20 protein-coding genes and 2 pseudogenes are annotated in these 19114 nt (G+C 40.4%); 21 read left to right on the top strand and 1 reads right to left on the bottom strand.

From position 1 onward, the window contains the following. Nucleotides 1-136 precede the first annotated feature (136 nt). Nucleotides 137-757: a hypothetical protein gene (locus CDZ78_RS01730; RefSeq protein ID WP_140413841.1), complete on the bottom strand. Its 621-nt coding sequence runs from the start codon at nucleotides 755-757 to the stop codon at nucleotides 137-139. Nucleotides 758-1436: 679 nt separating this feature from the next. Here CDZ78_RS01730 and CDZ78_RS01725 point away from each other — a divergent pair. The 21 genes and pseudogenes from CDZ78_RS01725 (at nucleotide 1437) to CDZ78_RS22825 (ending at nucleotide 19019) form a co-directional block, all read left to right on the top strand. Next, entirely contained in the window at nucleotides 1437-2369 is a 933-nt protein-coding gene (locus CDZ78_RS01725; RefSeq protein ID WP_087868411.1) for a Gfo/Idh/MocA family protein, read from the top strand. 103 nt (nucleotides 2370-2472) lie between these two features. Next, a complete protein-coding gene (locus CDZ78_RS01720; RefSeq protein WP_087868410.1) occupies nucleotides 2473-3570 on the top strand; it encodes a DegT/DnrJ/EryC1/StrS family aminotransferase in 1098 nt (365 codons plus the stop codon). Between the two features lie 8 nt (nucleotides 3571-3578). Beyond that, nucleotides 3579-4316 carry an HAD family hydrolase gene (locus tag CDZ78_RS01715; protein WP_087868409.1) on the top strand — a complete coding sequence of 246 codons (738 nt, stop codon included), beginning with the start codon at nucleotides 3579-3581 and terminating at the stop codon, nucleotides 4314-4316. A gap of 120 nt (nucleotides 4317-4436) precedes the next feature. Next, nucleotides 4437-4805, top strand: coding sequence for a 4a-hydroxytetrahydrobiopterin dehydratase (locus CDZ78_RS01710; RefSeq protein ID WP_087868408.1), 369 nt, complete (start codon nucleotides 4437-4439; stop codon nucleotides 4803-4805). 12 nt (nucleotides 4806-4817) lie between these two features. After that, complete coding sequence (locus CDZ78_RS01705; protein ID WP_087868407.1) at nucleotides 4818-6077, top strand: formylmethanofuran dehydrogenase subunit B; 1260 nt, start codon at nucleotides 4818-4820, stop codon at nucleotides 6075-6077. A 12-nt stretch (nucleotides 6078-6089) separates the two neighbouring features. Continuing rightward, entirely contained in the window at nucleotides 6090-7754 is a 1665-nt protein-coding gene (locus tag CDZ78_RS01700; RefSeq protein ID WP_087868406.1) for a formylmethanofuran dehydrogenase subunit A, read from the top strand. Next, on the top strand, nucleotides 7751-7942 hold the full coding sequence (locus CDZ78_RS01695) for a DUF1640 domain-containing protein (protein WP_087868405.1): 192 nt from the start codon (nucleotides 7751-7753) through the stop codon (nucleotides 7940-7942). The genes CDZ78_RS01700 and CDZ78_RS01695 overlap by 4 nt, the downstream gene beginning before the upstream one ends. Continuing rightward, entirely contained in the window at nucleotides 7932-8828 is an 897-nt protein-coding gene (fhcD, locus tag CDZ78_RS01690) for a formylmethanofuran--tetrahydromethanopterin N-formyltransferase (protein ID WP_087868404.1), read from the top strand. Before CDZ78_RS01695 ends, fhcD begins: the two co-directional genes overlap by 11 nt. Then, on the top strand, nucleotides 8825-9637 hold the full coding sequence (locus CDZ78_RS01685; RefSeq protein WP_087868403.1) for a formylmethanofuran dehydrogenase subunit C: 813 nt from the start codon (nucleotides 8825-8827) through the stop codon (nucleotides 9635-9637). The genes fhcD and CDZ78_RS01685 overlap by 4 nt, the downstream gene beginning before the upstream one ends. Nucleotides 9638-9683: 46 nt before the next feature. Continuing rightward, on the top strand, nucleotides 9684-10289 hold the full coding sequence (ribA, locus tag CDZ78_RS01680) for a GTP cyclohydrolase II (RefSeq protein ID WP_087868402.1): 606 nt from the start codon (nucleotides 9684-9686) through the stop codon (nucleotides 10287-10289). A 289-nt stretch (nucleotides 10290-10578) separates the two neighbouring features. Beyond that, entirely contained in the window at nucleotides 10579-11940 is a 1362-nt protein-coding gene (miaB, locus tag CDZ78_RS01675; RefSeq protein ID WP_087868401.1) for a tRNA (N6-isopentenyl adenosine(37)-C2)-methylthiotransferase MiaB, read from the top strand. Further along, on the top strand, nucleotides 11937-12911 hold the full coding sequence (locus CDZ78_RS01670; RefSeq protein WP_087868400.1) for a PhoH family protein: 975 nt from the start codon (nucleotides 11937-11939) through the stop codon (nucleotides 12909-12911). Before miaB ends, CDZ78_RS01670 begins: the two co-directional genes overlap by 4 nt. After that, on the top strand, nucleotides 12911-13372 hold the full coding sequence (ybeY, locus tag CDZ78_RS01665) for an rRNA maturation RNase YbeY (protein WP_087868399.1): 462 nt from the start codon (nucleotides 12911-12913) through the stop codon (nucleotides 13370-13372). Before CDZ78_RS01670 ends, ybeY begins: the two co-directional genes overlap by 1 nt. Before the next feature lie 4 nt (nucleotides 13373-13376). Continuing rightward, entirely contained in the window at nucleotides 13377-14225 is an 849-nt protein-coding gene (locus tag CDZ78_RS01660; protein WP_087868398.1) for a CorC family transporter, read from the top strand. A 34-nt stretch (nucleotides 14226-14259) separates the two neighbouring features. Then, the gene (locus CDZ78_RS01655) at nucleotides 14260-14484 is read left to right on the top strand and encodes a hypothetical protein (protein ID WP_087868397.1); all 225 of its coding nucleotides are present in this window, start codon (nucleotides 14260-14262) and stop codon (nucleotides 14482-14484) included. Further along, nucleotides 14474-15073, top strand: a pseudogene (locus CDZ78_RS01650) (nucleotide sugar dehydrogenase); the annotation flags it as partial. The gene CDZ78_RS01655 and the pseudogene CDZ78_RS01650, both read left to right, overlap by 11 nt. Before the next feature lies 1 nt (nucleotide 15074). Then, on the top strand, nucleotides 15075-16079 hold the full coding sequence (locus CDZ78_RS01645) for an NAD-dependent epimerase (protein WP_087868395.1): 1005 nt from the start codon (nucleotides 15075-15077) through the stop codon (nucleotides 16077-16079). 246 nt (nucleotides 16080-16325) lie between these two features. After that, nucleotides 16326-16640 carry a hypothetical protein gene (locus CDZ78_RS22835; RefSeq protein WP_244559142.1) on the top strand — a complete coding sequence of 105 codons (315 nt, stop codon included), beginning with the start codon at nucleotides 16326-16328 and terminating at the stop codon, nucleotides 16638-16640. Next, entirely contained in the window at nucleotides 16619-17533 is a 915-nt protein-coding gene (locus tag CDZ78_RS01640; RefSeq protein ID WP_230991227.1) for a glycosyltransferase, read from the top strand. The genes CDZ78_RS22835 and CDZ78_RS01640 overlap by 22 nt, the downstream gene beginning before the upstream one ends. A gap of 1 nt (nucleotide 17534) precedes the next feature. Further along, a pseudogene (locus CDZ78_RS22830) lies at nucleotides 17535-18146 on the top strand (asparagine synthetase B); the annotation flags it as partial. Further along, a complete protein-coding gene (locus CDZ78_RS22825) occupies nucleotides 18132-19019 on the top strand; it encodes an asparagine synthase-related protein (RefSeq protein WP_230991226.1) in 888 nt (295 codons plus the stop codon). The pseudogene CDZ78_RS22830 and the gene CDZ78_RS22825, both read left to right, overlap by 15 nt. Nucleotides 19020-19114: the final 95 nt, after the last annotated feature.

The following is a 19114-nucleotide window of genomic DNA, read 5'->3' as shown; positions in this document are numbered from 1 at the left end:
TTAGGCAATAGCATTTGAAACGAATGAAAAGACTATTTTTTTCATATAGTTGTAGCATAGTTTCAATTTTACCATAAATAATTATTGGGAAACTTCAGTTAATAAAGAAAACAAGCAGATAATGGCAAGCGTAGTGCTAAGAAATCCTCCTCTTGAATGTGTTAGGAATAGCGCGGTACCTATGGTAAAAAAACATCAGGGTAGGTAGCCATGCGCGTGTAATGAGTGTTTCTATAAATAATTGCTTACCATAATTGCTATTCAGGCCGTATGTAGCACTACTTTTAAATTGGCGCAGTATATTGGGTATTATGCAAAGCAAGGATAGGCCCGCATAGGTCGCATATGAATTTCTGTTGATAAAGGTACTGGAGACAGCGCTTTTATTGGGCTCATCAAACCAAAGTATTTTATTGAAATCGCCTAGATAGATGATTAATCCATAGATTGCGTAGACAAAGCCTACTACTGCAAAGCAATTAAAAAGTTTTTTTGCATTATCTGATTTTTGGCAGTAATACATCGCAAGAATAAAGACTAACCCATAAGATATAAGTCTCATAAGTGAAGTGACTGTTTGCTCAGGCGACAGGCTAATTTTTGTCGGTATTTCTGTTCCCAGTGCCTGAGCCGTTATTTGCCAAAGTGGATGTCCCCAGCTTTCAGGGATGAATGAACTTGTTTGAATGAATGCCCAGAGTAGGGTGCTGATAAATAATACAAAGGGGGTTTTGATTCTTGTAAAGTGCAATTGCATTTTTTTATCTTGTAGAAAATAAGAAATGCACCAACTGATGGTAAGTAAACCTATTAATAAGCACAATAAACTCCATGACCATGGGCGATTACTACCAAAAGGTATAGGGGATAATATAAGTACGATAAGCAGTCCATAGAATGGCATATTTTGAATAGGCTGGTTTGCTGAGTGATAAGTAATATTTATTTTATGGGCTAAAAATATAAAGTCAAATACTATAAAAATAGCTGGGTTGGCCCTGTTACTTTGATCATTTGAATTGGTAATAGGTGCAAATGAAGAACACATAAACTATTTTTGTGCAAGCCCTGCAATGTGCCCCTTTCATCTTAGAGCAAGAAGCTTTAATACTGAAGTTTCCCAATTATTGAGTAGCTGAAATACACAATGCTGGTGTATCGAGGTTTATTTTAGGTGGTTTTGCCATGTTTATAGCAAACCCCTACTTAATTCCCCTTAGGCAATAGCATTTGAAACGAATGAAATATTTTTTTCATATAGTTGTAGCATAGTTTCAATTTTACCATAAATAATTATTGGGAAACTTCAGTATAACAGAAGTAGGACTAAGGCTTAGATTATGGTTGGCTGGAGCTGGTTTTTAGCTAGCCTGATTTTGGTGTAAGCCGTAAATCATATACAATAGAAACAATTTTTAAATCGAAAAAGAAAAGATATGAGTAAACTTAAATGTGCTGTTATTGGAACAGGCTATCTGGGTAAATTTCATGCGGAAAAATACGCATCTTTACCTGACTGTGAATTAGTCGCTGTCGTTGATATTAATGAACAAGCTGCTAAAGAGGTTGCTGAAAAACATGGCGCTGAAGCTTTAACCGATTATCAGTCATTGTTAGGTAAGGTTGATGCAGTCAGTATAGTGGTACCGACTACCTTACATCACCAGGTTTCCAAAGATTTTTTAAATGCGGGTGCGCATGTTTTAGTTGAAAAACCGATTACTGTGACGGTTGAAGAAGCTGATGATTTGATCGCCATAGCTAAACAGAATGATCTTGTTTTACAGGTAGGGCATCTTGAGCGTTTTAACCCCGCAGTGATGGGCTTAGGTGATCTGGAGGATAAGCCATTATTTATCGAATCTCATCGTTTGTCGCCTTTTAATCCACGAGCCAATGATGTCAGTGTAGTATTGGATTTGATGATTCATGATATCGATATTATTCTGGCGATTGTTGATTCTGAAGTGGATCATATCGCAGCTAGTGGTACGGCGGTTTTAACTAAAGGAACTGATATTGCCAATGCACGTTTAACCTTTAAAAATGGCTGTGTTGCGAATGTTACAGCGAGCCGTATCAGCATGAAGATGGAGCGTAAAATGCGTATGTTCCGTCCAAATTCGTATATTTCAATTGATTTTCAAAACCGTGTTTTAACCAAGCATTATGCGGGAGAAGGAGAAATGTTTCCTGGTGTGCCCAAAATTGAAACGGATAAATCTGTGTTTGAAAACGGTGATGCTTTGTTAGAGGAAATTAAGCATTTTGTTGACTGTATTCAATCAGGAAATACGCCTGATGTGTCAGGAGAGGCAGGCCGACGAGCCTTAGCAACAGCAATTGAGATTACCAAGTTGCTGCATTAGAGTGGGGCGGCTGTAGAGCGGACTTTAGTCCGCTAATGCCATATTAATGATGTCGATTTAATAGTGACAAATACGTACAATTTTATTTAAAAGGTAGTGAATTATGATCCCAATGGTAAACCTGAAAGCCCAGTATGCTGAAATAAAAGATGAAGTTGAGCAAGGTTTGGCGGAAACAATAGAAAATTGTTTTTTTATATTCGGCCCAAATGTGCAAGCTTTCGAAAAAGAAGCGGCTGAATATCTAGGGGTTAAACATGCAATTGGTGTTGCTTCTGGTACCGATGCACTGCATTTGGCCTTATTGGCTGAAGGCATAGGTGCGGGTGATGAGGTTATTACCACTGCATTTACCTTTATTGCAACTGCCGAAGCAATTCGTTATGTCGGTGCAAAGCCTGTTTTTGTTGATGTAGACCCTAAAACATATAATATTACTGCAGCAACAATCGAAGCTGCAATTACGGATAAAACAACGGCTGTCATGCCTGTGCATTTATTTGGTCAGCCTGTGGATATGGCGGCTATTAAAGCTGTTTGTGATAAGCACAATCTTAAACTGATAGAAGATTGCGCTCAGTCATTTGGTGCCTCTATAGATGGCAAACAAACAGGTAGTATTGGTAATGCTGCAGGTTATAGTTTTTTTCCCAGTAAAAATCTGGGTGCCTTTGGGGATGGTGGTTTGGTCGGTACTAATTCAGATGCAACGGCTGAAATGGTTAGACAATTACGTAACCATGGATCTAAAGTTCGCTATTACCATGATGTTGTGGGTTTTAATAGCCGCCTGGATGAAATGCAGGCCGTCGTTTTACGTGCTAAATTAAAACGTATTGATCGTTATAATGACAGCCGTCGTCATGCTGCACATTTATATTCTGAATTAATGGCTGACCTACCTCTTGAAACGCCTTATGAGGACGGGGTAGGTGTACATGTCTATCATCAATATACTTTATTGTCTGATCGACGTGATGAGATTTTAGAGGCCTTACAGGCAAAACAAATTGCCTGTTCAGTTTTTTATCCGGTGCCTTTGCATCAGCAAAATGTATTTAAAGAAGATTGTGCAGGAGTGAGTTTACCCGTTACAGAAGATATTGCAGCTCGTTGTATGTCTTTACCTATCTGCTCTGAACTAAGCGATGAGTCGGTTAAAGAGATTGTTGCTGTTATTCGCAGTGTTTTGGCAGGGTAATTGATTAGATGAAACAAGCTCCAATCTATGCACTGGATTTTGACGGTGTAATCTGTGATAGTGCCGTTGAAACAGCGATTACTGGCTGGAAAGCGGCTACTTTTGTATGGCCGGATATGGCGAATACGATTCCTGAAGAATCTCATATCGAGCAGTTTCGGGCTTTACGTCCGCAACTGGAAGCAGGTTATGAAGCGATACTATTTATGCGCCTGTTACAGCAGGGCGAGTCAGTCGAAAGCATTCAAGCAAATATGGCAAGCTTTATGGCTGAACTGGGTACAGATGCAGCGCCGTTAAAACAGCTATTTGGTCAGACTAGAGATGAGTGGATAGAGCGTGCCAGGGATGAGTGGATAACGATGAATCCTTTATTTTCGGGAATTGCCGAAAAATTGCAAAACTTAAATGGTCAGTCCTGGTATATCGTGACTACGAAACAAGAACGCTTTGTAGAGCAAATATTGCAAGCTAATCAGGTAGATTTACCCATTGATATTTATGGTTTAGACCGAAAAATGGATAAACAGCTAGTATTGCAGGAATTACTGGAGAAACATGGGGGCAAAACTATTCGCTTAATAGAGGATAGGTTGCCAACCTTATTAGGTGTCTTAGGTAATGAGAAATTAAGTGCTGTGGAGTTACAATTAGTTGATTGGGGATATAATACTGAACTGGATAGAAGCAATGCCAGAACGCAAGGGATTAAGGTAATTGGTTTGTCTGAGTTTTTACAATTATAGATAGTAAGGCATTATAATGAAAAATACTTTCTTCTGAAGATATACAATATGGACTGAATGTTTACCAGTACACAGAAATTTGTAACCCATTTTGAGTGCAGCCACAAATCGGAGAACATCATGACCGAAGCCTATACAGAAGCAGAGATTGAAAAACGATTAGCAACAGAATTGCCTCATTGGTACTATGAAAAGGGCTGGATTCGGCGCAAAATTAAAACCAGTGGCTGGAAAGCAAGCTTGATGGTTGTTACTACGGTTGGACATTTGGCTGAAAAAGCATGGCATCACCCTGATTTAACAGTATCCTATGCCTTTGTCATCGTGAAATTAGTAACGCATTCAGCTAAGGGGATTACCGATAAAGATTTTCTATTAGCTAAAAAAATTGAAGATGTTGTGATGTGGGATGCGGCGGAAACATCGCAAGGTGTTTTTGAAGGCACTCCAGATGATCCACGTTTTAAATATATTAAAAAAGAGACATAAGAGGAATAGCGAGTGACTGAAATAACTGAAGTGCCCAGTCCTTTTTGCGGTATTGGCGCCGATGATCTGACAATTCAAGTTAATGACCTGGCAGTAAAAGTCATAGAAAATGGTTGTGCGGTAAATACTCCGGCTTTTGAACAGGCTATTACTGATACCAGTGCGCGAGTCGATGGTAAAGAAGTTAGTCTGGATGTCGCTGTTGCTAAAGCAGCAGAATTATTAGGAGCAAGCAATCAGCCTGTTATTGGAGGCTGTGCGACGGATGTTAATGGTATGCGTGGAGTCATGGCTTTAGCTGATCGTAGTGGTGCTGTGGTCGATAATATGAATTTTACAGCTGCGCGACGTAACTTTTTAGCTTTACAAGACACTGGCTGGATGACGACCACTTTAGCGGAAATTAAAAACCGTTGTGATTATTTTCTGGTCGTCGGAGTTGATTTAGAAGGTTTTTCGCCTCGCTTTTTTGAGCGCTATTTGTGGAATAAAGAGTCCATGTTTCTCACCGATACCAGTCAGCGCGAAGTTGTTTATATTGGCAAAGCACCTTCGGGAGATGCGTCTACTTCACCTACTGGGTGCAAAGCGAAAGTATTACCCTGTGCGGATGAAGATCTGCCTGAAGTGATGGCAGTATTACGCGCTTTAGTTAAAGGCAAAAAAATTGTTGCTGATAATATCTGTGGCATTGCAGTCAGTGATTTACAGGTCGTTGCAGATCAATTAAAGGCAGCAAAATATGGCGTAGTTACCTGGGCGGCAGGTGCCTTGGGCTTTGAACAGGCTGAATTGACTGTGCAAATGTTGACTGAAATGGTTAAGGATATTAATACCATGGATACACGTTGTTCAGGCTTTCCTTTAGGAGGGAAAGAAGGCGACCAGACTGCAAATCAGGTGTGTGGCTGGACTTCGGCATACCCTGCAAGAACACGTTTTTCCAGTGGTTTCCCAGAATATGATCCATTTTTATATGACTCTAATGTCATGTTAGCCAATGGAGAGGCAGATGCATTGGTCTGGGTTCAGGCTTTTAATAGCGCTTCTGTTCCGCCTAAAGTAGCAGTGCCTACGATTGTCGTAGCGCGATCAGGGATGGTCTTTGATACAGAGCCGGATGTCTTTATTCCAGTAGGTACGCCGGGTATAGATCATGCAGGTCATGCCTATAGACTGGATAATGTAGTGGCCATACGCCTTAAGAAATGTCGCGATTCAGGTTTGCCGAGTACGGCAGATGTTTTGCATGCAATTGAACAAGCTTTGTAGGAAAAGATAATCATGTTGATGAAATTAACAGCTGGAACAGTTTATGATCCTGCAAGTGGGATTGATGGTCAGGTGAAAACCTTATATGTTCAAGATGGTAAGTTTGTTAAGCAACCTGCCAGCGACGTAAAAATTGATAAAGAGTATGATTTAAAAGGCAAAGTGGTAATGGCTGGTGCGATTGATATGCATACACATATCGGTGGCGGTAAAGGCAATATTGCGCGTATGCTGATTCCGGAAGATCATCGTAAAGATCCAGTACATCGCTCTGATATAACACGCTCTGGTTGTGGACATGCCATGCCTAGCACTTTTACTACGGGTTATCGTTACGCAGAAATGGGCTATACCGCTGGCTTTGAACCAGCGATATTACCCGTTAATGCACGCCAGGCACATATGGAAATGGCCGATATTCCTATTTTAGATAAGGGTGGCTATGTCATGCTGGGCAGTGATGACTATTTGCTGCGCATGCTAACCGCTAAAAAAGATCAGAAAGCGATTAATGATTATGTTGCCTGGACCATGAATGCAGCAAAAGCGATTGGAGTTAAAGTGGTTAATCCTGGCGGGATTAATGCATTTAAATTTAACCAGCGCAAATTAGATCTTGATGAACAGAATAGTCATTATCAAGTCACTCCGCGTGAAATTCTTCAGGTCTTAGCGACTGCTGTTAAAGAAATTGGCGTGAAACATCCTTTGCACGTCCATGGTTGTAACCTGGGTGTTCCTGGGAATGTTGAAACGACTTTAGATACCATGCAAGGCATAGGTGGTTTGCCGATGCATTTAACGCATATTCAGTTCCATAGCTATGGTAGCGAAGGAGATTTTAAATTTTCTTCAGGTGGTGCGGCGATTGCTGAAGCAATTAATAAACACAAGAATATCACCGCTGATGTTGGACAGATTTTATTTGGCCAGACGATTACTGCATCCGGGGATAATATGCGTCAGCATGCGAACCATGGCTTTGCCAGCCCGAATAAATGGGTGTGTATGGATATTGAATGTGATGCGGGTTGTGGTGTAGTGCCATTTAAATATCGTGATCAGAACTTTGTCAATGCATTGCAGTGGGCGATAGGTCTGGAAATTTTCTTATTAGTGGATGATCCGTGGCGGATTTTCTTAACCACGGATCATCCAAATGGTGCGCCATTTACCACCTATCCGCATTTAATCCGCTTATTGATGGATAAGAGTTTCCGTAATGATATGCTGGCGACTATTCATCCTGAAGCTCAGAAAATGACGACCCTGGCTTCGATTGACAGGGAATATAGTTTGCAGGAAATCGCGATTTTAACCCGTGCCGGTGCTGCTAGATTAGTCGGTCTGGATGACCGTGGTAGCCTAACTGAAGGGGCGTGGGCGGATATTACTGTGTATACAGAAAATGCTGATCGCGAAAAAATGTTTGAGAAGCCTGATTATGTTTTCAAGGATGGAGAGCTAGTGGTTGTTGACGGTAAAGTTGTACATACTAAATGGGGTACGACGCATATAGTTCGTCCTGATTGGGATAACTCTGTCGAAAAAGATTTGCAAAAGTACTTTGATCGTTTTATGACCATGAAAGTGGGTAATTTCAAAATCAGTGATGATGAAATTACTGAAGATGGTCGTGGTAGTTTGACGACGCATAGTTTAAATGGTGTCACATGACAACTTTAGTTTTTGATACGTATGACTTTGTTAGAAGGTTGCAGGACGCCGGTTTTTCTGAAACGCAAGCGGAAATATTAACCCAGTTACAGCAAGAGTCAGTTGATGCAACATTAGAACAGTTTCATAATGTTTTTTGCTGCAAACTGCATTATTACTTAAAAAGAGTTCCGGATTATGATTATTAATGGTGTAAGCATTGATGAAACCTTCGCCGAAGCGTTTCCAATGAAGGCAACCCGCGCAATTATTACCGCGCAAAATGAAAAGTGGGCAATGATTTCTGCTCAGGCGATGACAGGTTTTGCAACCTCAGTGATTGCCTGTGGTTGTGAAGCAGGTATAGAGCGAGTGCTCGACCCTTCAGAAACACCTGATGGTCGCCCCGGGGTATCGGTACTGATTTTTGCCATGGGTGGCAAAGGCCTGGCCAAGCAATTAGAAACTCGGGCTGGGCAGTGTGTATTAACCTCGCCAACTTCAGCTTTATTTGCTGGAATTGATGAAGGTTTGCAAATTCCTTTAGGTAAAAACTTACGCTATTTTGGTGATGGTTTTCAAATAGCAAAGAAAATTGAAGGTAAGCGCTATTGGCGTGTGCCGGTTATGGATGGTGAGTTTTTAACCGAAGCAACTACTGGGCGAGTTGATGCGGTCGGTGGTGGTAACTTTTTAGTATTAGCTGAATCACAACCACAAGCTTTAGCGGCTTGTGAAGCTGCGATTGTTGAAATGAAAAAATTGCCTAATGTGATTATGCCGTTTCCTGGGGGTGTTGTTCGTTCTGGGTCTAAAGTAGGTTCAAAATACCCTGCTTTAGGTGCATCAACTAATGATGCTTTCTGTCCTACATTAAAAGGGATTACTAAAACAGACCTTTCACCGGAAATTGAGTCGGTGATGGAAATCGTGATTGATGGCTTAACTAAAGAAGATATAGATAAAGCTATGCGCGTCGGTATTCAGGCGGTCTGTGATTTAGGAGCTGAAAATGGCATTAAGCGTATTAGTGCGGGTAATTATGGCGGAAAATTAGGTCCATTTCATTTTGATTTACAGGAGATTATGGCATGAGTGCTTTAACTTTTACTGCCAGGCAAGAAACCGCTCAACGTGTTGATATGTCACCTTTAGTTTGCCAGTTGCTTAAAGATTTAACGGTTACCGAGATAGCAGCCATTGAACTGCAAAATGGAAAGCGTAAAATGCGTGCCGATGAACTCTTTGAAATTAAGGGTTCAGATACGCAGAATATTGTTATTAAAAACAGTTTTGCCAAGTTAGATTTTATTGCTAAAGAGTTGCAAGAAGGTAGCGTCACAGTAGAAGGTGAGGCCGGTGCTTATTTGGGTATGGGTATGAAGTCAGGGGCTATTACTGTTCATGGTAATGTTGGTCTATATGCAGCCTGTGAAATGAAAAATGGTTTATTGACTATTAATGGTAATGCCGGAGATTTTCTAGGTGCTGCACTACCTGGTAATAAGCAAGGCATGAAAGGTGGTACGGTACTGGTTAAAGGTAATGTTGGGCAACGGGCAGGTGATCATATGCGCCGGGGTATAATGCTAATTGAAGGCAATGCTGGTGATTATTGTGGCTCACGGATGATTGCAGGGACGATTGCAGTCATGGGGCAGACAGGCCGATTTTTAGGCTATGCCATGCAGCGTGGAAATTTATTGTTATGGCAGCAACCAATCTTATCTGCCACTTTTAATGATTGTGGCTCACATACGTTGGCTTTTTTGCCGATTTTGTTTAAATCGTTTGCAAAATTTGACTCCAGGTTTGCTGATGCAACGCAAGCATTCAATCGTGTACAGCGCTATGGCGGAGATATGGCCGAAAAAGGTAGAGCTGAGATTTTAGTTAAGTTATAAGCGTGGTTTTGTTCAATTTACGATTTATTTATTAGGTTTTAACCCATTGACGAAAGAAGTTAGCAATTTAGTTCAAACTCGAATCCCAACTGAATATGGTGAGTTTGTACTGCACTACTTTACTAATACCATTGATGATAAAGAACATATCGCTTTTGTATTTGGAAAAGTAGCAAACAAAACTCAAGTACCCGTACGCATTCACTCAGAATGTTTTACTGGGGACGTACTCGGGTCACGGCGTTGTGACTGTGGTGAGCAATTAGATAGAGCGCTACAGTTAATCAGTGAGCACGGCTTTGGTGTGTTGATTTATCTTCGTCAGGAAGGGCGGGGTATTGGTTTACTTAAAAAACTGCAAGCTTACAATTTGCAAGATGAAGGCATGGATACTGTCGATGCAAATATTCATCTAGGGCACAAAGCAGATGAACGTGAATACACCATTGCTGCTTTAATGCTGGAAAATTTAAACATAGAGTCAATTCAATTGATCACTAATAATCCTAATAAAATACAGCAATTACAAATGCTTGGTATTGAGGTAGATGGGCGGATTGCAATTGAAATTGAGTCAAATTGCGATAATCGTGCTTATTTACAAACAAAAGCACATAAAATGGATCATTTTTTAACCAAGACAAAGAAATAAATATAAATTTTTAAATTTACGCATAATCCTGGAAAAATCTGTTGCTCACGATTTCTAGAGCTAGCTTTTGATTCCACAGCACTTCAAATTGTGCCTGCTTAACCTATGGGTGATGCTAAGAATTGTTTAAAGCACTGAGAAAACAATGCCTTGCACTATAAATTCGCGCTCAACTCATTTTTCTAGGATAATATTTCGTCAAATACGATGGCAAGAGTATAATACTGAACTTTTACTGTCATGTAATATGGCAGTTATAAGTAACATAAGGTAGAACCTCACGCAGTCTATGACGCAGAAATTATTTATTTTGACGACAGGATGTCAAATGAACGAGTACGATTCGGATAAAATGGCCGATGTACTTAAAGCCTCACATGCAATGGAAGTAACAGACATACCTGAAGAAGCAGATGTTTTGTTATTAAACACCTGTTCTATTCGGGAGAAAGCACAGGAAAAAGTTTTTTCTTTGCTTGGGCGCTGGCGCAAGATCAAGGAAAAGCGGCCTGATATTATTATAGGGGTCGGAGGTTGTGTTGCGAGCCAGGAAGGTGAAGCGATTCAAAAACGTGCGCCTTATGTTGACATTGTCTTTGGTCCTCAGACTTTACATCGCTTACCCGAATTATTAAACAAGTCTCGCAGTGGCACCAAGCGAGTTGTCGATATCTCCTTTCCAGAAATTGAAAAGTTTGATGCTTTGCCTGAGCCGAGAGCAGATGGACCTAAGGCCTTTGTTTCGGTGATGGAGGGCTGTAGTAAATATTGTACATTCTGTGTAGTTCCTTATACTCGTGGTGAAGAAATTAGTCGTCCAGTGTTAGGTGTGCTTGATGAGATTACTGTTTTAGCCGAGCAAGGGGTGCGTGAAGTAAACCTGCTTGGGCAGAATGTCAATGCCTACCGAGGGGGAATGGAAGATGGTGAACTCGCTGATTTTGCCCTATTACTCCATTTCGTAGCTGCGATTGAAGGTATTGATCGTATCCGATTTACAACTTCTCATCCTATAGAATTTACTGATGAATTGGTAGAAGCATTTGCTGAAATCCCTGAATTAGTGAATCATCTTCATTTGCCGGTACAAAGTGGTAGCGATAATATTTTATCGATGATGAAACGTGGGCATACGCGTGCGGATTATTTGGCAACCATGGAAAAAATTAAAGCGGTACGTCCTGGTATCAGTCTATCCTCTGATTTTATTATTGGATTTCCCGGGGAAACTGAAGCAGATTTTGCCGCTACCATGGATTTAATCGAGCAGGTCGGTTTCGACTTTTCTTATAGTTTTGTCTACAGTCCACGACCTGGCACGCCAGCCTCTGATTTACCAGATGATACTAGCGCAGAAGCTAAAAAACAGCGCTTGAAAGTATTACAAAAGCGCCTGGACGAAATGACGATGGCTATATCTGACGCTATGGTTGATACGGTACAAACAGTATTAGTCGAAGGTGTTGCAAAGAAAAATCAATTACAAGTGACTGGGCGGACGGAAAATAATCGGGTGGTGAATTTTATTGGTCATCCTCGTCTCGCAGGGCAATTTGTTGATGTGTTGATTACTGAAGCTTTGCCTAACTCCTTACGTGGCAGAATAGTAGAATCCTCTCTTGATAAAATTGTACAGCAGGCTAATGGGTGAGTAGAGAAACCTTAGAGTTAACACTAGAACCGCTTGATAATCAACGTTTAGCAAATTTATGTGGGCAATTTAACGCGCATTTAAAGCAAATAGAACGTCGCTTAAATGTTGAAATAGCCAATCGTGGTAATCAATTTCAAATAACTGGCTTAGTTCAAGCAACCAAAGCGACTAAAGCGATATTACAAACGCTGTTTAGTGATGTTGCTATTGAGGAGATCACGCCCGAACAAATTCACTTATCCATGCAACAGGCAAATATTGAAGATATTGTTCAGGAGTTCCCTCAGAATGATGAGCACTCAGATGTTTTTATTAAAACCAAGCGTGGTGTTTTAAAAGGGCGAGGAACTAACCAGAGAGATTATCTGAAAAAGATTCTTGCTCATGATATTAATTTTGGTGTTGGGCCGGCAGGAACAGGGAAAACATATTTAGCTGTTGCTTGTGCGGTTGAGGCGTTACAGTCAGAACAGGTGCGCCGCATTGTTTTGGTGAGGCCGGCAGTCGAAGCTGGGGAGAAGCTGGGGTTTTTACCTGGTGATATGGCGCAAAAAGTCGATCCTTATTTGAGACCACTTTATGATGCCCTATATGAAATGTTAGGTTATGAACGCGCAGAAAAACTAATTGAACGAAAAGTGATTGAGGTGGCTCCACTTGCATTTATGCGGGGAAGGACTTTAAATGATTCGTTTATTATTTTAGATGAAGCCCAAAATACCACTACTGAACAGATTAAAATGTTTTTAACGCGCGTTGGGTTTGGGTCGACGGCGGTTATTACTGGGGATATTACTCAAATTGATTTACCTAACGAGAAAATGTCCGGCCTTAAACATGTTTTAGAAGTACTTAAAGAGGTTGAAGGTATTAGTTTTACATTTTTTAATGCGAAAGATGTCGTGCGTCATCCTATGGTGCAACGTATTGTCATAGCCTATGAAAATTATGAGCGCAAACAAAGCTAATGGCTGTTCGTGATATAGAAGTACAACGTATTAGTCACTCATTACTGTTACCCAGAGATGATGATTTTCAGCTTTGGGTAGAAAAAGCACTGGATGATTACCCTAAAGATGCTGAAGTTTTAATCAGAATTGTTGATACACAGGAAATAATTGACTTAAACGAACAATACAGGCATAAAAATGGACCTACTAATATTTTAAGTTTTCCGTTTGAGATGCCAGAAGGCGTAGAAGGGTTAAATTTATTGGGTGACCTGGTTGTTTGTGCAGAGGTTTTGGCGCTTGAAGCAGAAACACAAAAAAAGACATTAAAAGATCACTGGGCGCATATAATTATCCATGGTATTTTACATCTCATTGCCTATGATCATGTTGACGAAAAAGATGCTATTGAAATGGAAGCAAAAGAAATATTTATTTTGCAGCAACTACACATTAATAACCCCTATAAGGAGAGATAAGTAAATGGCTGACGAGGTTGCGAATAGTAGGAAACCTTCGCAAAAAAGCTGGATGGAGCGAATTGGACAAATCATGGGGGGAGAGCCGCAGGATAGAGAAGATTTGCTAGAAATTTTACGGGAAGCTGAAGAAAAACACCTCTTAGATAAATATGCATTAAAGATGCTAGAGGGTGTATTACAAGTCTCTGAACAGCGGGCACGTGATGTGATGGTGCCACGCAAGAAAATGATTGTCTTAAAAAAAGATGCATTATTGAAAGAAATTTATCCTATTGTTATCGAATACGGCCATTCTCGATTTCCAGTTATTAGTGAGGATAAAAGTGAAGTCGTTGGTATATTATTAGCTAAAGATTTGCTGCCACATGCTTTAGATAAAAAAGATATAAAAGTTGAAGAGCTAATGCGTGTAGCAACAGTTGTGCCGGAAAGCAAGCGGTTAAATGTATTGTTAAAGGAGTTTCGTGCTAAACGCAGCCATATGGCGATTGTCGTAGATGAATATGGCGCGGTAGCGGGTGTAGTCACCATTGAAGATGTGTTAGAGCAGATAGTCGGTGAGATTGAAGATGAACATGATTATGCAGATGAGGAATACATTAGTAAACGTAGTGAAGTAGAGTATATTGTGCAGGCTTTAACACCACTGGAAGATTTTAACCAATACTTCTCAACAGATTTCGATACTGAAGAGTTTGATACTGTTGGAGGCTTTATTGTTGGGCGTCTGGAGCATATGCCTAAAAAAGGCGAAAAAGTCGAGCAAGATCAGTTTCGTTTTGAAGTGTTAAGAGCTGATGGACGGCGCGTACATTTGCTAAAATTAAAAATAAAGGGTAAAAAGACGTAAAGCGGTTATTTTTTTAATTATTGGGACTTTAAAAATGGTTGTAGGCAATTATCGTAAAAGTAATAAAGTGAAAACAGGCATTTTATTATTGTTGAGCTTAACTTTAACTGCTTGTGAAACTGAAGAAGAAGCAGCCGAGAGCCATTTGAAAAAAGGTGTTGAACTATTAAAAAAGGGAGATTTAGCTGCAGCCCAGTTAGAATTGAAAAGTGCTAAACAAGGTAATAAATCGACCGCTGAAACCTATTATTATTTTTAATCGTTTAGAGATTGATACTGAAGAAGTATTACTAGCAGCAGGAACAAAATGGAATTTTTTACCTTTTCGTCCAGGCTTGGTCGGTGGTCATTGTATTGGTGTCGATCCTTATTATTTAACCTATAAAGCACAATCCATCGGTTACAATCCTGAAATTATTTTATCTGGTCGGCGTATTAATGATGGGATGGGGGAGTATGTAGTCTCGCGATTGGTTAAACTGATGTTAAAAAAACGCTTGCATGTACGTCAGGCAGATATTTTAATTATGGGTCTGACTTTTAAAGAGAACTGTCCTGATCTGCGCAATACACGCGAGGTTGATATTATTAATGAATTACAAACTTATGGTGTTAATGTTCATGTCTACGACCCATGGGTAGATCCAGAAGAAGCACAAGCTGAGTATGGTGTTAAGCCGTTAGCAACGCTAGAAGAAGGTAAGTTTGATGCTATCTTATTAGCTGTAGCCCATGAGCAATTTAAACAAATGGATATTAAACAGGTCAGAGCCTTAGGTAAGCCTGATGCTGTGATTTACGACCTTAAGTATTTATTTCCTGCGGAACTAACAGACGAGCGTTTATAAGATGAAAGTAATGGTCACAGGCACTGCCGGTTTTATAGGTAATCACCTGGCAATAAAATTATTAGAACGCGGTGATGAGGTCATAGGTATTGATAACCTCAATGATTATTATGATGTTAATTTAAAATTAGCACGTTTAGATCGAATAAAAGATCATGCCTTGTTTACCGATGTAAGAGCTGATATTTCAGATAGAAAGCAGATGGAGCAGCTGTTTAAACAGCATCAGCCGCAGCGCGTTGTTAATTTAGCTGCCCAGGCAGGTGTGCGCTACTCAATTGAAAACCCTCATGCCTATATCGAAAGTAATATAGTTGGCTTTCTTAATATATTAGAGGGCTGTCGGCATAATAATGTTGAACATTTAGTCTATGCATCGAGTAGTTCAGTTTATGGCGCGAATGAGACCATGCCCTTTTCGGTGCATGATAATGTCGATCACCCTTTAAGCTTATATGCCGCATCAAAAAAAGCGAACGAATTGATGGCGCATACTTATAGTAATTTGTATAACTTGCCAACTACGGGACTACGTTTTTTTACTGTTTATGGTCCCTGGGGTCGACCCGATATGGCATTGTTTTTATTTACCAAAGCGATAAAAGAAGGTAAAAAAATTCAGGTTTTTAACTATGGTAAGCACCGCAGAGACTTTACTTATATAGATGATATCGTAGAAGGTATTATTAGAACACTGGATAATGTTGCCCAGGCTAATGCCGACTGGAGTGGTGAAACTCCTGATCCAGGTACCAGTAAAGCGCCCTGGAGAGTCTATAATATCGGTAATCAGAGTCCCGTGGAGCTGATGGATTATATTGAAACACTGGAAAAATATCTGGGTAAAACCGCCGAGAAAGAATTATTGCCTTTGCAACCGGGCGATGTGCCTGATACCTATGCGGATGTAGAGGATCTAGTGCAGGATGTGGGTTACAAACCTGATACAACGATAGAACAAGGAATAGCCAAATTTGTGACTTGGTACAATAGCTACTATGAATAGAACCCCCACTGTAGAACGGACTTCAGTCCGCTATTGAAAGATTATTTCACCATGAAGGGCATGAAGAACTTGAAGGTTTTTGATGTATCTACTTTAAATTCCGGGTGAGGAGTAAAAAAGCTTTAGCTTTTTTTTAATGACAGCAATAGCTAAAGCTATTGCACTCCTGAATATTACCCTGATATTTAAAAGTGATACTTTTCGATGTTGATTTCATTATCTTCATGCCCTTCATGGTGAAAACAAATGATATCTCAACTAAGCAATCTAACAAATACCGTATTGGTACAATCCTTGAAAAATGAAATACAACAGCCGCCTCTTATTGCGCATATTATTTATAGATTAGGTGTGGGCGGCCTGGAAAATGGATTAATTAATTTAATTAATCAAATGCCCGCTGATAAATACCGGCATATGATTATCTGTCTTAAAGGCAGTACTCAGTTTAGTGAGCGCCTAAAACGTCAAGATGTACAGATTATTGACCTGAAAAAAAAGAAGGTCAGGACTGGTGGTCCTTTGTTGCAGCATATCGAATACTTAGGCAGAATAAAGTAGATATAGTGCATACTAGAAACCTGGCGGCGATAGAATATCAAGTGTCTGCATTTCTTGCCGGGGTAAAGTATCGGGTGCATGGAGAGCATGGTTGGGATACCTTTGATCCGGCTGGCAACAACAAAAAGTATCAATGGCTAAGGCGCTTATTAAGTCCTTTGATTCAGGTGTTTATTCCCTTGTCTTTGCATTTGCAAACGTATCTAACTGACAAAGTAAAAATTTCTGCGCGTAAAATAGTCAGGATTTGTAATGGCGTTGATACCCAGAAATTTTATCCTGAAAAAACAAGGAAGGAATTGCCCGTCTGCCCGCTTACCTTTGTGGAAAAAAATGTGTATATCGGGACAGTAGGACGTATGCACGGTGTAAAAGACCAGATAACATTGGTGCAAGCCTTTGTGTTGTTAATGCAAAGGCATGCAGAATTGATTGGCCAGGTCTATTTGCTTTTGGTGGGTGATGGGCCCTTACGAGCACAGGCAATAGAGTTACTTGAGAAGCATCAATTAAGGCAATATGTCTGGCTACCAGGCGAACGGCAGGATATTGCAGAAATCATGCGTACACTGGATATTTTTGTTTTGCCTTCTCAGAATGAAGGTATTTCTAATGCCATCCTGGAGGCAATGGCAACTGGCTTACCAGTGATTGCAACCGAGGTTGGTGGCAACCCTGAATTGGTAGAGCAGAATCAAACGGGCTTGTTAGTGCCCCCTGAATCTCCGGAATCTATGGTTAATGCTCTAAATGTTTTGATTAAAGATAAACAAAAAAGAAAACAGCTAGGAGAAAGATCTTTGCAGCGAGTGCAGGACAACTTTTCAATTCAGGTGATGGTAAAAAATTATACTGATGTTTATGATTCGTTAGGACTAGAAAGGAAGCAATAATATGTGTGGCATTGTTGGTATCTTTGATATAAGCGAAAAACGTGAAATTAATCGTGATTTATTGCATACAATGAATGAAAGCCAGTTTCATCGAGGACCCGATGAAGGTGGGCTACATATTGAAGCAGGCTTGGGCTTTGGTCATAGGCGCTTATCAATTATTGATTTATCTAGCGGTCAGCAACCGATGCACAGTGCTGATGGCAATGTTGTTCTGACTTATAACGGAGAAATCTATAACTTTCCAGAGCTGCGTAAAGAGCTGGAAGCTTTGGGGTATGCTTTTAAAGCGCATTGCGATACTGTGAAGTGATAGTCTATGCCTGGCAAGCCTGGGGAGAAGACTGTGTTACGTTTGCGGGGTATGTTTGCCTTTGCTATCTGGGACAGGCAGAAGCAAAGCTTATTTTTAGCCCGGTACCGTTTAGGCATAAAACCATTATTTTATTCACACTTAAAAAATGGTCAGTTTATTTTCTCTTCTGAATTAAACGCTTTAAAAGAGCATCCCGGTTTATCAAGAAAAATTGAACCTACAGCCATAGAAGAGTATTTTGGATTTGGTTATATACCCGAACCTAAAACTATTTACACAGATGTGTATAAATTAGAACCAGGTCACTGTTTAAGTATTAAAAAGGGTGTAAAGTCATTTCAGACAAGAAAATATTGGGATGTTTGTTTTAATGATAGTCTGCAAGGCTCTGAAAGTGAACTAGCAGAGGAATTAATAGAACGATTCCGTGAAGCGGTTGATATTCGTACTGTTGCTGATGTGCCATTAGGGGCATTTTTATCTGGAGGTGTTGATTCCAGTGGGGTAGTTGCAATGATGGTCGGTTTAACGAATGAGCCCGTTAATACCTGTTCAATTTCGTTTGGTGATCCGAAATTTAATGAGTCGCAATTTGCGGCAAAAGTTGCTGACCGTTACCATACGGCGCATCGGGTAGAGCAAGTTGATCCAGAAGATTTTAGTTTAATAAACCAGCTTGCTGACATTTATGATGAACCTTATGCTGATAGTTCCGCATTGCCAACTTATCGTGTATGTGAATTGGCAAAAAGACAGGCAACGGTTGTTTTGTCAGGTGATGGGGGAGATGAAAATTTAGCAGGCTACCGGCGCTATCGCTGGCATACTTATGAAGACCGTATGCGATCTATTATGCCGGATACAATACGCAAACCACTATTTGGCTTAATGGGGCATGTGTACCCTAAGGCAGATTGGGCACCTAAGATATTTAGAGCAAAATCAACGTTTGAATCGATAGGGCGTGATTCTCTGGAAGGCTATTTTCATAGTGTTTCGGTTAATTCGAATGCTATGCGGGCGGGGCTTTTTAGTGACCAGTTAAAAAATGATTTGCAAGGATATCAGGCAGTAGAAGTCTTTAGACGGCATATGAAAAATCATTCTAGCGGGAATGCTCAGTCGCTTAAAATCAGGGAAACGGAGCCTAAGCGGAGTGATGATTTTTAGTCCCTGGTAGGCGACAGGGCAATTCGCTGATCCGAAGTGCGCTAGTAGCGCGCGAGGGAGGCAAGAATTGCATTCCGAATAGCCGTCCAGCCATT

The organism is Bathymodiolus platifrons methanotrophic gill symbiont, assembly GCF_002189065.1.
Taxonomy (GTDB): Bacteria; Pseudomonadota; Gammaproteobacteria; order Methylococcales; family Methylomonadaceae; genus Methyloprofundus.
The sequence above is the reverse complement of the archived record's forward strand: the minus strand, read 5'-3'. Positions and strand labels throughout refer to the sequence as shown.